9 protein-coding genes are annotated in these 13,480 nt (G+C 41.9%); 7 read left to right on the top strand and 2 right to left on the bottom strand.

Going from position 1 to position 13,480, the window contains the following annotated elements:
- The first annotated feature begins 251 nt into the window (after positions 1 to 251).
- Complete coding sequence (locus HWQ40_RS02680) at positions 252 to 2,861, top strand: U32 family peptidase (protein WP_292774811.1); 2,610 nt, start codon at positions 252 to 254, stop codon at positions 2,859 to 2,861.
- Here the strand turns inward: HWQ40_RS02680 and HWQ40_RS02675 are convergent.
- Positions 2,856 to 3,479 (bottom strand): Uma2 family endonuclease, encoded by a 624-nt coding sequence (locus tag HWQ40_RS02675; protein ID WP_292774936.1) that lies wholly within the window; start codon positions 3,477 to 3,479, stop codon positions 2,856 to 2,858. The two genes, HWQ40_RS02680 and HWQ40_RS02675, sit on opposite strands and share 6 nt — an antisense overlap.
- A gap of 167 nt (positions 3,480 to 3,646) precedes the next feature.
- Between HWQ40_RS02675 and HWQ40_RS02670 the strand changes: the two genes are divergently transcribed.
- The 6 genes from HWQ40_RS02670 to HWQ40_RS02645 all read left to right on the top strand — a co-directional run bounded on the left by HWQ40_RS02670 (position 3,647) and on the right by HWQ40_RS02645 (position 11,922).
- Positions 3,647 to 4,693 (top strand): Fic family protein, encoded by a 1,047-nt coding sequence (locus HWQ40_RS02670; protein WP_292774810.1) that lies wholly within the window; start codon positions 3,647 to 3,649, stop codon positions 4,691 to 4,693.
- A 439-nt stretch (positions 4,694 to 5,132) separates the two neighbouring features.
- A complete protein-coding gene (locus HWQ40_RS02665; protein WP_292774809.1) occupies positions 5,133 to 8,573 on the top strand; it encodes a tetratricopeptide repeat protein in 3,441 nt (1,146 codons plus the stop codon).
- Positions 8,558 to 8,959: a CHAT domain-containing protein gene (locus HWQ40_RS02660; protein ID WP_292774808.1), complete on the top strand. Its 402-nt coding sequence runs from the start codon at positions 8,558 to 8,560 to the stop codon at positions 8,957 to 8,959. The genes HWQ40_RS02665 and HWQ40_RS02660 overlap by 16 nt, the downstream gene beginning before the upstream one ends.
- Before the next feature lie 494 nt (positions 8,960 to 9,453).
- Complete coding sequence (locus HWQ40_RS02655) at positions 9,454 to 10,419, top strand: trypsin-like peptidase domain-containing protein (RefSeq protein WP_292774807.1); 966 nt, start codon at positions 9,454 to 9,456, stop codon at positions 10,417 to 10,419.
- Positions 10,420 to 10,491: 72 nt separating this feature from the next.
- Complete coding sequence (locus tag HWQ40_RS02650; protein ID WP_292774806.1) at positions 10,492 to 11,268, top strand: methyltransferase domain-containing protein; 777 nt, start codon at positions 10,492 to 10,494, stop codon at positions 11,266 to 11,268.
- A 54-nt stretch (positions 11,269 to 11,322) separates the two neighbouring features.
- Entirely contained in the window at positions 11,323 to 11,922 is a 600-nt protein-coding gene (locus tag HWQ40_RS02645) for a hypothetical protein (RefSeq protein ID WP_292774805.1), read from the top strand.
- Positions 11,923 to 12,028: 106 nt separating this feature from the next.
- On the opposite strand, the gene HWQ40_RS02640 is transcribed toward HWQ40_RS02645, so the two are convergent.
- Positions 12,029 to 13,186 (bottom strand): extracellular solute-binding protein, encoded by a 1,158-nt coding sequence (locus HWQ40_RS02640; RefSeq protein ID WP_292774804.1) that lies wholly within the window; start codon positions 13,184 to 13,186, stop codon positions 12,029 to 12,031.
- Positions 13,187 to 13,480: the final 294 nt, after the last annotated feature.

Below are 13,480 nucleotides of genomic sequence, written 5' to 3'. Positions count from 1 at the left end.
GTTTGAATTTTGAATTTTGAATTGTTAAGGCGGTGCTTGATTTAAGAATTTCCATTTTGTTAATACATTGACAACCTAGCGAAACTTTTTTTAACTAAATTTAATATAGTTCTGTTTCTTCTCGCCTGTCTACTTACTCCAGATGCAGAGGAGAAGAGGATTGAATGAACCGCAGATGAAAGAGCGATCGCCCCATCCCCCAATAACTTCGATAAAATCACTATGGTGCTAGTTAACCCTCCCAAAATCTAATGAAAAGCGATCGCTCTCCTTCACAACCTTCCCTTCAACGTCCTGAACTACTCGCGCCAGCAGGTAATTGGGACTGTGCTAAAGCTGCTGTGGAAAATGGGGCAGATGCGATTTACTTTGGTTTGGATCGGTTTAATGCCAGAATGCGGGCACAAAATTTTACTGAGGCGGACTTACCCCAATTGATGACATTCCTGCACCGTCGGGGCGTAAAGGGTTATGTCACTGTCAACACCCTAATATTCCCCAAAGAACTAGCAGAAGCACAGCAATATCTCCGCACAATTATTGCAGCTGGTGTGGATGCAGCGATCGTTCAAGATATTGGTATATGCCGTCTCATCCGTCACCTTTCCCCCGATTTTCCCATCCATGCTTCCACGCAAATGACGATTACCAGTGCGGCTGGGGTGGAATTTGCCAAATCTCTTGGCTGTAAATTGGTGGTGCTGGCGCGTGAATGTTCTCTCAAAGAAATCAATAAAATTCAACAGCAGATTGCCCAACAGGAAACGTCGCTGCCCTTGGAAGTCTTTGTTCACGGTGCTTTGTGCGTAGCGTATTCCGGTCAGTGTTTGACTAGTGAGGCTTTAGGCGGACGTTCTGCTAACCGAGGTGAATGTGCCCAAGCTTGCCGGATGCCCTACGATTTAATTGCCGATGGGGAAGTTGTGAATTTAAAAGAGCGCAAATATTTACTCAGTCCTCAAGACCTAGCAGGGTTAGACGTTCTGCCAGATTTGGTGAAATCAGGAGTAACCTGTCTCAAGATTGAAGGTCGCCTGAAAGCTCCAGAGTATGTTGCTAATGTCACCCGTGTTTATCGGCAAGCTTTGGATGGGGTAATGACGGAATTGGAAAGACCTAACCCCTTAACCCCTTTGCCTACAAGGGAAGGAGAAAGAGGTCAATCAGACCAAGAACATTACAACCTAGAAATGGCATTTTCTCGCGGACTCTACACGGGCTGGTTTGGCGGGATTAATAATCAGGAACTAGTTCACGCCCGCTTTGGTAAAAAACGTGGGGTTTATTTAGGTGAAATCAGCCGCATTCACAACGAACAGGTAACAGTCAAATTGGAAGCGCCTGTAAAACCAGGGGATGGAATTGTATTTGACTGCGGTCATCCAGAGGCGAAGGAAGAAGGCGGGCGAGTTTATGGGGTGGTTTCCAAAGGTAAGGAAAGTGTGCTGACCTTTGGTAGAAATGACCTGAACTTACGCCGAGTGCATATAGGCGATCGCATTTGGAAAACCAACGATCCAGAACTCGATAAGCAACTACGTCAGAGTTTTGCTGGCGAGAACCCACAATTTCAGCGTCCCATTGATATGGAAATTTATGGAGAAGTTGGTCAGCTACTGATTGCGATCGCCCGCGATCGACTCGGTAATATTGTACAAGTAGAGTCTGCAATGTCTCTGGTAGAGGCGCACACCAAACCCCTAGATACAGAGCGTTTACAAGAACAATTCGGTCGTCTCGGTAACACACCTTTCTGTTTAGGAACACTAATCAACCACTTCAGCGGTGCTATTATGCTACCCGTAAGTGAATTGAACCGGATGCGGCGGGAAATCGTAGCACAGTTAGAAGAATTGCGAAGTCAACCCAAACGCTGGCAATTAGGTTCTGATGTCTCTTTCCAAGATTTATTTCCCTCCTCATTACCCTCATCTCCTTCATCTCCTTCACTCATCGTCTTGGTACGAAATCTCAAGCAACTGCAAGCTGCCCTCAAAGCTGGTATTGAAACACTGTATTGTGAATTTGAAGACCCCCGTGCCTACCGAGAAGCGGTGCAAATAGTGCGCCAGCAACAGCAAAAAAACAAAGCAGACAATTCCTCACTTTTAACTCATAATTCAGCACTCATAACTCCTAACTCCCCACTCCCCACAATTTGGGTTGCACCACCCCGAATTACCAAACCGGGAGAAAATTGGATTTTGCAGCAAGTACGTGGTTCAGAAGCAGATGGCTATCTAATACGCAACTATGACCAATTGCAATTCTTTGCTCAAGACCGTTGTATTGGAGATTTTTCGCTCAACGTTGCTAATCCCTTAACAGCAGACTACTTTCAGCAACGCTTTGGTTTAGAACGGCTGACGGCATCCTATGACCTGAATATTACCCAACTACAAGACCTGCTTACCAGTTGTCCACCCCAGTGGTTTGAGGTGACAATCCATCAGCATATACCGATGTTTCACATGGAACACTGCGTATTTTGTGCCTTTCTATCGACGGGTACAGATTACACCAACTGTGGACGACCTTGTGAAAAGCAGGAAGTGAAATTAAAAGACCGTATAGGTAGCGAACACGTCCTCAAAGCAGATGTAGGTTGCCGTAATACTGTATTTAACGGCACTGCTCAAACGGGAGCCGAGTACGTACAGCGTCTGATAGAACTGGGATTACGTCACTTCCGCATCGAATTTGTGAATGAAACACCAGAGCAAGTGAGTAAAACAATACATTTTTATACCCAATTATTGCAAGGTGAGATTACAGGTTCTCAACTATGGCGAGAGTTGAAGTTGCAAAATCAATTAGGCGTGACTCGTGGCCCTATGGGAGTGTCTGCATTGCGGTCATAATTGATTTTCTGAACGCCCAGCTTGAAAAATCTGTTCGGCGGTCAAGTTTAATTCTGGGAATGTAGGAGATATGATGCGGTCATTTCCCCGAAACAGGTTAACTTGATATTCACCATCCACCAAATAATAAACCGAAATAGTCGGTTGTTTGGGATTACCTATGTACCTTCTACCGCCCAAAGCTAAATAGTCAACAATCCAGTATTCAGGAACGCCAAAAGTTTCATAGTCAACCAGCTTGGATGCATAATCATCCCTCCAATTAGTGCTGACAACTTCAATAACTAGGGGAACCGATGCAGCTTGAGTAACCGTTGAAGACTTTTTCCACATCGGTTCTGCTGAAAGATTCTTTTGATTTATCACTATCACATCAGGCGAATAACCTGATTCTTTGTCAGGAATCTTAACTAGTGCTTGCTTGGATATGAGGTATGGGAGTTTTAATCGTTTGAACTCTAAAGTTATTTCACCAGCTAAAAAACTATTAATCTCTTCATGGTTTCCTACTGGTTGCATTTCAACAATTGCTCCGTCGTGTAGTTCATAACATCCACCATCTGGCTTCCAATTGAGGAATTCTTCAAAAGCGATCGTTTTTGATAAAGCTTGAAACATCACACTTAAAACCTCGTTAGAGAACGCCAAAATAAGGAATCCGGAAGATTTCGTAAAATTTTCAGAGGGGTACAGTGGGCTTTCCTACGGAACGCTACGCGATCGCCAACGCACTCAAACGACGAGGCAATGAGAATATGGTGGAGTTAAGTTGATAGGAACTGTCGATGCAGTCGTTTGAACCAGGCTTTATCGAACGCCAGCCAATTACTCAAAATCTACTGCGTACCGTCCGGCTTATTGGTGAGTACAAAGGCAAGCAGGAGTTGTTCAAAGAACAGTCGCCTCAAGTATTGGAGACACTGCGTCAAGCCGCGATTATTCAAAGCACCGAGTCTTCCAACCGTATAGAAGGCATCACAGCGCCCCTGGAACGCATCAAGGAACTGGTAGCCGAAAAAACTACGCCCCGCGATCGCTCCGAACAAGAAATTGCTGGCTATCGAGATGTACTTACCACCATCCACACCAGCTATGCTCACATCCCTTTCACCCCTGGAGTGGTGTTACAGCTGCATCGTGACCTTTACCAGTTTACTGTTGGTGAGGGTGGGCACTGGAAGTCGGTAGACAATGTAATCAGCGAAACTTACCCAGATGGCTCTAAGGTTGTGAGGTTTCAGCCAGTCCCAGCTTATGCGACACCAGATGCAATGCAACGGTTGCACGAACAGTTCAACCGCCTCTTTGAGTCCGAGGAAATCGAGCCATTACTGCTCATCCCCACTTACATCCTGGATTTTCTGTGTATCCACCCTTTTAGTGATGGCAATGGACGGATGGCTCGGCTGCTAACACTACTGTTACTGTACAAAGCTGATTATGAAGTGGGTCGGTTTATTAGCTTGGAACGGATTGTAGAACGCACAAAAGAAAGCTACTACGATACACTTTATCAATCGTCACAAAACTGGCATCAAGGACAGCATAGCTTGTTGCCGTGGTGGGAGTATTTTCTGGGTGTGGTAGTGCTGTCGGCGTACCGGGAGTTCGAGCAGCGAGTCGGGTTAGTCAGTTCGGTCAAGGGTGCTAAAACAGCTATTGTGCTAGATGCTATTAGCAATATACCTGGAGATTTTTCTATCAAGGATTTACAGGAACGATGTCCCACAGTGGGAATTGACTTAATTCGCCGCATTCTGCGCCTTGAGCGGACTGAGGGGCGGCTGGAATGTTTGGGGCGAGGCCCAGATGCGCGTTGGCGCAAGAAATAGGTACAGTACCTATTTAATAGGTACTGGAAAGCCGTTTAGTACCTATTTGTTGAGAAATTCAGTTTGGAGTTGAATCACTTGACCTTCAGATCCCCGACTTCTTAAAGAAGTCGGGGATCTAAGTCCACATAAAACCTCGTTAGAGAACGCCAGAATAAGGAATTTGGAAGATTTGGCAAAATTTTGTTTCTATTTTGGAAACAACGTCAATTCAGGTGAATGAACGTTATAAACTCAACGTTGGAATCAGAAAGAGATTTATTAAACCAGTGAACAGTTATCAGGCGTATGGTGAGGGATTTAAACCTGTCACCAAAGCGTTCCACTTTGTTTATGGGAGACTTAAACCTCAAGAACAAAATTGATAACTGATAACTGTAAAAAAATTCAACCATAAATATCTAAACCCAAGTAACTCATAGGTTATTGAGGCATCAGCATGAACAAGAACGCTAAGTTTCAGTTTAATTTTTGCTGCTCATTTTCTCGTGTTTCTCGTTATAGTTTAACTGCGTTGCTGGGTGTGGTTTTGCTGTCTGATGCGGTGGGTGCAAAGGTTGGTGATTTACAGAACTATTCACCAAAGATATCTCCAGAAATTCTATTAGATAAATATCAAGATAAATTCCCATCTTTAGAAACTGGGGATAAGCAAGTATTGCTGAAAAGCTATCATAATCAGCAGGAAATCTATCTTGCACAGCAGCCAGCGCCTACCCCATCAACTCCTTTGAATCCAGAGCAACAAAAGTTATATGAGCAGGGAGTAAAGCTATTTCAAGAAGCACAGGAGCTAAAGAAAAAAGGTAATAGAGAAGGATACGAGCAAGCTATAAATAAATATCAACAAGCGTTGAAAATTGTCCAGAGTATAGGACTGCGCCAAGAGGAAGCTGAGATAAACCAAAATATTGGAGTAGTTTACTTTTTGCTTTCTGACATGAAAAATGCGCTTGAGTCCCACAATAAAGCACTTTCAATCTGGCAAGAACTAAATCAGCCTTTGCAGCAAGCATCTGCACTCAGTTTAATTGGTAACGTGTATGTCGGAATGGGCGAACATCAAAAAGCAATCGAATATTTCAACCAAGCACAGTCAAGTTTTCGGGTACAGAAGCAATTTGGTTTTGTAGCTATAACTTTAAACTCTACCTCTAATGCTTACATTAGATTAGGTCAGATGAAAAATGCTCTTAGCTCCCTCAATCAAGCACTAGAGATTTATCGTACTAGATTTAAAGACCTAGATAAAGAAGCTTATATTCTTGATCATATTGCTTTCGTCTATTCTCAAATAGGTGAATCAGACACAGCTTTTCAATATTATAATCAAGCTCTAGATATTCAACGTAAAAGGCGAGATTTACCTGCACAAGCGATAATTCTGAGACACATTGGTTCTCTGCACCTTAAATTGGGCAAACATCAACAAGCATTAGAATTTTTAAATAAAGCACTGGAAATCCAACAGACAAAAGGTACATTAATAGACCAAGGTTTAATCATTCAGGATATTGCTGATGTCCATATTTCATTGGGAGCTTATGATCAAGGTATTGAACAATACAATAAAGCAAAATTACTCTTTCATCAAGCTGGTTGGACGAGCTTAGAGTCCCAGGCTATTGGACTGATTGTTAGTGTTTATAGAAGTTTTTTAGGTGATATCCAAAAAGCACTGGAATATACAAATGAAGCACTTCAGCTTCAACGTCAAGGTGGTGATAAAGAAGACGAAGCTTCAACTCTTAATCAACAAGCTGATATCTATCTTTTACAGGGAGATTATCAGATTGCATTAAACCTTTATAACCAAGCCTTAAAAATTGAGCGATCCATAACAAAAAATCCTAAAGCAGAAGCGCGTACCCTTGGTAATATTGCATTACTTTACAATTCATTAGGCGATCCTAACTCAAGTATTAATACTTATAACCAAGCACTACAGATATATAGGAAGCTGGACAATCAAAGTGAACAAGCAAGAATTATGAGAGCCATTGGCAATGTTTACCAACTAGATGGAAGGTACAACGAGGCTTTCAAATATTATAATCAGGCACTATCGTTATACCAAAGACAAAAGGATCATCAATTGGAAATTGCTACACTTTGGGGTATAGCAAAAACCCATCGGTCTTTGAAAGATTATGACAAAGCGTTCGATGCTGCTAATCAGGCATTAGTATTATCTCAGCAGTATCAATATTCTTTTGAGCAAACAGCTTCTCTTGGCATTATCGGTAGCGTATATTTTGCTAAAGGCGACTATCAAAATGCATTAAATAGCTATAAAAATATTTTGGTAGATTATCGCAAAGTTGGATTACGAATTAAGGAAGCTGAAACCTTAAATACCATGAGCATGGCTTATGAGTTCCAGAAAAAGTATCAACAGTCAATAAATAGGCTCAATGAAGAACTAAAATTGCGACGAGAATTAAAAGACAAGACAGGAGAAGCACAGGCACTTTACCAAATTGCCATTAACCAACGCAATCTCGGAAAACTCGAAACCGCACTTTCTAACATCCAAACTACAATCAACATTGTTGAAAGCATACGCGGTAATGTCCAAAGTGATGAACTGCGTATCTCATACTTCGCTACAGTGCAGAATTACTACAAATTCTACATCGACTTGTTGATGCAATTGCACAAAAAAGACCCCACCAAAGTATGCGAATTCAACATCCAAGACCTCAAAATCAAAGATAAATGCGATGCTATTGCACTGCACATCAGCGAACGCGCCCGCGCCAGAAGTTTGGTTGAACTTTTAAAAGCAGGTAATGTCAATCTCCGTAAAGATGTTGAGCCACAACTCTTAGCAGAAGAACGTCGTTTGCAGAATAAACTGACATTGCAGGAAACGCGTTTATCAGACTTATTAAGTCAAAAAGGCTCATCTACTGAACTCATCAACAAAACCAACCAAGAAATCACCAATATTATCCAAGAATCACAAAAACTCACCGCTAAAATCCGCGCCACAAACCCAGAACGTGCAGAATTAACAGACCCAGAAGACATCCTGCAATTACCAGGAATTCAACAGCAATTAGATAAAGATACTATCCTGTTGCAATATTCCTTGGGTGAAAAACGCAGCTATTTATGGGTAGTCACTCCTAATTCTTTGGAAAGCTACGAACTCCCCGGACAAGAAAAGATAGTCGAAGCTGCAAAGCATTTGAATAGCCTTTTACAGCCAAAACAGTCACTACTGATTCAGGGAGGAACCCTAGAAGACAACGCGCAAACTTTTGCAAATACAGAGAAAGCTGCAATTGCAGTTAGTGAACTTATCCTTAAACCTGTAGCAGGAAAGTTAGAAAACAAACGTTTAGTCATTGTTGCTGATGGAATTTTACATCAAGTATCATTTGCAGCTTTAAACGAACCGAGAAAATCAGCAGCCAGCAACGAATATCAACCCCTAGTTGTGAATCATGAAATTGTCAATCTTCCTTCAATATCTAGCATTGCAACTCACAGAAAAAAACTCAAAACACGCGACGTTGCACCCAAAACCCTAGCTGTCCTCGCAAATCCTGTATTTAGTGCTGATGATACACGGTTGAAGAATGATAAACCCTCATCTGTAGAAAACAACCTCGACCGTTCAGCTTTAGAAACTTTAAGAAACACCAATCAGGTTTTAGAACCACTACCAGGTACGCAAGCTGAGGGAGAAGCAATTCTCGAACTGGTGAATTTTCCTAATAACAAGCTTTCCGCTTTTGGATTAGATGCTAACTACAACTTTGCAAACAGCAAACAGTTACGTCAATATCGCTATCTGCTATTTGCAACTCACGGGATTTTCAACACAGTAAACCCAGCCTTATCAGGTATCGTATCGTGCTGTCTCTGGTAGATAAACAAGGTAAACCCCAAACCAGAAGCTTTCTGCGACTCAACGATATTTTCAACCTCGACTTCCCCGCAGAGTTGATAGTGCTGAGTGCCTGTGAAAGTGGACTAGGCGATGATGTCCAAGGTGAAGGGCTGGTGGGCTTGACAAGAGGCTTTATGTATGCAGGTGCAGCTAGAGTCACCGTGTCTCTGTGGAACGTGAACGATCAATCTACCAACGAGTTAATGATTGCATTCTACAAACAAATATTGGAACAAAAGAAATCTCCCGCCGCCGCCCTTAATTTTGCCCAACGCCAAATGTGGCAAAGGAAAGATTTGCAAAATCCAGCTTGGAAACATCCCCGTTATTGGGCGGCTTTCACTCTGCAAGGGGAGTGGCGGTGAATATTTAATTGACCTTTCCCTAACCCTCTCCTTTTAGGAGCTACCGTGTACACACAAGTCGAATTTCTTCTTAAATCCCAAAGATTACCTACTTAATCGCAGTGATGGTTAGGGTGGGGTAAAACTAAAGCTAAAACCTTAGTAAATCAGGTTTGGGGTGAGGTTTTGAGAATTTATGCAATAAATATATCGATTTCGGGTGGTCGTTTATTGAATTCGGGTGGTCGTTTATTGAATTCGGGTGGTCGTTTATTGAATTCGGGCGGTCGTTTATTGAATTCGGGCGGTCGTTTATTGAATTCGGGTGGTCATTTATTGAATTCAAGCAGTGGTTAGGGTGGGGTAAAACCCAGATTCTTGAACAACTTCAGACTTGTGTGTACACCGTAGCCTTTTAGGAGAGGGAACTGGAAAAAGAGGCAATTTAAAGCCTATCTCCTCGCAGGAGAGAGATCAAATATCAAATTTTCACTTTGAATTCAGGAGTAAAATCAATGCGTAAACCGTCTATTTACAAACAACTGCTTGCTTTCTTTATCCCCGGAATTGTAATTTTTACCACTTTAGGTGGTTGGAGATCAGTCCAAGCAGAAACAGAATCACCGATATCGCCAAATACAGAACAGCTGAATTTGGTAGGGGATGGTAAACCCTTTAAACCGACCGATCTCGAACAGTCCGAAAAACCTTATGAAGGCGATCGCGGTATCCCCAGAGGCATAGATAACCGTATGCCTGTGCTAAGTAGATATTATCCTTGGTCAGCGATCGGACGAGTGCAAGGAACAACAGCTGACGCTAAAAGCTATTATTGCACGGGCACATTAATTGCTGATGATATTGTTTTAACCAATGCTCACTGTGTAATTGATACTGAGACTCATCAACTCAGTAAAGAACTTCGGTTTATACCCAATGTTATTAATGGCAAACTCCAGAGTCAAGAAGATATTGCCAAAGTACAGAATGTTACAAAAAATGTGTGGTACGGTACAGATTTCAAGAATGGTGGTTTCGATAACGTCAAAAATCAAAGCAAAGACTGGGCATTAATCAGAATTAATCAGCCCCTAGCCCGCAAATATGGTCGTTTAGGATGGAAGTCTGTACCTAGTTCTACTTTGATTAAACAAAAGCAAGATAAATTATTCTTTGTTGGTTACTCTGGTGACTACCCAGATCCCACCAAAGAAGGCTATGAATCCTACACCGCCGGTAAGGGATGGACTGCGGGTTATGAAGATAATTGCAGTATTGTTGGTGAAGAATCAAATCTTTTACTTCATGATTGCGCTACCGCAGGCGGCGCTTCCGGCGGGCCAATCATTGATTGGATTGACGGTATGCCCTATATTGTCGCCCTAAATAACGGTGAAGTTACAATCCCTAGCACAGGGCAAGATATTATCAACTTTGCAGTAAAAATGGATTTCTTAGATAAGTTGACTAGTAGAAAGTAAACCAGCGATCGCTGTAATTTAATGTAGAGATGTTGCAATGCAACGTCTCTACACACCATAAAATCCTACATTATGAATAATATTTCGACAAGCAATAATTGGGACACTTCCCTTTACGAAGATAAACACGCCTTTGTCTGGCAGTATGGCGAAGACTTACTGAAATTACTAAACCCTCAGCCAGGAGAATCCATTTTGGATCTTGGCTGTGGGACTGGACAACTCACAGAAAAAATTGCCCAAGCTGGTGCTGAAGTTATGGGGGTTGATTATGCACCCGCGATGATCGAAAAGGCCAGACAAAACTATCCCCATATCCGCTTTGATATTGCTGATGCTAGGAACTTTCAAGTAGATAAGCCATTAGATGCTGTATTTTCCAACGCTGTATTGCATTGGGTGAAAGAAGCAGATAGTGCGATCGCATCCATACACCAATCTCTAAAACCCGGAGGGCGTTTTGTTGCAGAATTTGGGGGTAAAGGTAATGTAAAGGCGATCGCCACAGCTTTATACAGTGCTTTAGAGTCCATTGGTATCCCTCAAGCACAAGTAGAGAATCCTTGGTATTACCCCAGTATTGGCGAATACAGCAACCTACTAGAACAGCAAGGCTTTGATGTCATTTATGCTATCCTGTTTCCTCGCCCAACTCCCCTAGCAGAGGGAGAAGCTGGCATCGCAAACTGGATTAAAATGTTCGCCAGCCCTTTTTTAGCAGGACTTTCACCTGAGCAACAAATACAAATAATTTCCGTTGTTGAGGAATATCTGAAACCAACACTATATCAACAAGGAACTTGGACAGCAGATTATCGAAGAATTCGCATCGTTGCCATTAAACTTTAATTTGTGCGAATTTTAACTTGTGCCTTCATAACGAATGATGAATTAGTATCAGTTATGCATATACTTAAATTGTGCGATCGCCCTACAGCCCTTCTCCTAAAGGAGACGCTACGCGAACGGGCATCCTACGGCAGGCGTTGGCGCAGCCATTGCCAGACATCATTTTCATTACTACTAACTATTAGCCTCACCACTTTACTAGTCCCGCCTTCACTAGCACAAACCCCCTCAATCCCGTCGCCTTCTAGTGCGCCTTTAGAACTAGACTTATTGACCAAGCCAAAAGACTATATAATCACAGCTACCACCATTCATCCAGAACGATTAACCGTTCCCAGTTTATGGTGGGCACAACAAAACTCTGAGAAAAAGCTATTGGATAATTGGATCGCATATCCAGCTTCTAACAAAGAACCTGCACGAGTAGACTTAATCGTGAATCAGCAAATTTGGAGTTTACTAGAGTATGTAGAGCGCTACGACTTCGTAAATCGCTTGGGTAGCGCTGCACGGAACTTTGGTTACAACGTCCGGGTATTTAATTATCAAAAAGAACCCTTGGCAACCTACACTTGCAACTTTAGTACAAGTCCAGCTTTATGCAGTATCCAAACCACTATTAAGAACAAGATAGGGTTACAGCGTTCTTTGTAGAAAAAAGGGTAGGGAGTGGGGAGTGGGGAGTGGGGAGATGAGGGAGATGAGGGAGATGAGGGAGATGAGGAGAATTAATAACCAATGCCCAATGCCCAATTTCCAATTAAACCTTAATTTTGGCAAATAAAGACTCGTATTGTTTTATTGCTGATGGAGGTAAGGGAAGTAAAAATTCACTTTTATCAAAAACTTTGCGATCGCTCTCTAATAAACTCCATAATGGTTCTTGGATATCCGAAGCGGCAATATTTGTAGAAATTGGTGAATTACTTTTAGTCAGCACCGAAATTTGTTTAGCTGTGCTTGGTTGCCAACAAAAATCAATCCATTGATCTGATAAAGTATCCTTAGTAATCCCTGCGGGACGTACCCATAAGTCCGCCCACATAGCTGTTCCTGACTGGGGGATAATTGCGGCAAGTTGTGGATAACGTCCCAGAACAGGCAATACATCACTTGACCAACCAACCGCTAGCCAAGTGTCTTCCATAATTAGAGGTTCCAAATAGTTATTGGAACTGTAAAATTTCACCTGTTGATTTAATATCTGTAATTCCTTTTCCAAGTCTGGTACTTGGTCAAGATTGTCTGTATTATAAGATTTTCCTAGCTTTTTTAAGACCAAACCAATAACTTCTCGTGGTTGATTGAGTAGGGAAATACGCTGCTGCATTCCATCTCGCCACAAATCACTCCAATCTTTGGGCGTCCATCCCAATTTTCGCAACTTGTCACGGTTATAAACAATTACTGTACTACCCCACCTGTAAGGCGCACCCCATACCTTCCCTTGAGTATCCAAAATACCTTGATCGTTACGCGTTACCAGTTGTTTCCACCTTTCATCTAAAGTAGACCACTGCTTTAATTCGTTTCCCTGTACTTCTTGGAGTGGTTGAATCAATTTCTGTTCAATAGCTGCTTGTAGCCAGTAATCTCCCAATGTCACTAGGTCTGTGTCAGCTGCTTTTTGACCTTGCCTAAAGGGTATAAAGCGACTCCATCCCTGCTCATCGCTGGTCCTTGGCTTCTGCTGCCAATTTTGTAATTGGTGAAATAAATCCTGTATATGCTCAACTGGAGCAAACTTTAACTGCACCCGTTGCTGCAAACCTTTGTGGAACTGATTCACAACCTGACCAGGTATAGAACCTTTTAATAACTGTACTTTTAGTTGCGTCTGCTTGTTTCCACCACAGCCAAAAAGCAGTTGTGAAAGTGCCAGTGTGCTCGTACCTAGCAAAAAAGACCGTCGATCCATTGATTTTGGATTTTGAGATTTTTGATTATACCTAATATTAAGCAGAGATTTAGCAGTGGATGACTAGCTGAAAAAGTGGATCTGGAGAATTATCGGTATTTTTTCTTGATAATACGGTTAATTTTGAATATTTGACTTAAATTAGCGATTTTTTGTCAAATTACTACCTAAAGATAAATTTTTATCCATAAATTTACTTGATGGTACTTATGGTGGAACCTTACTTGTATTTAGAACTAATGATTGAAATGTTACATTTCCACCAAAAATTATCAATACTTAAAAAATCCATAA

The organism is Nostoc sp. NMS9, from assembly GCF_017114995.1.
Classification (GTDB): Bacteria; Cyanobacteriota; Cyanobacteriia; order Cyanobacteriales; family Nostocaceae; genus Nostoc.
The sequence above is the reverse complement of the archived record's forward strand: the minus strand, read 5'-3'. Positions and strand labels throughout refer to the sequence as shown.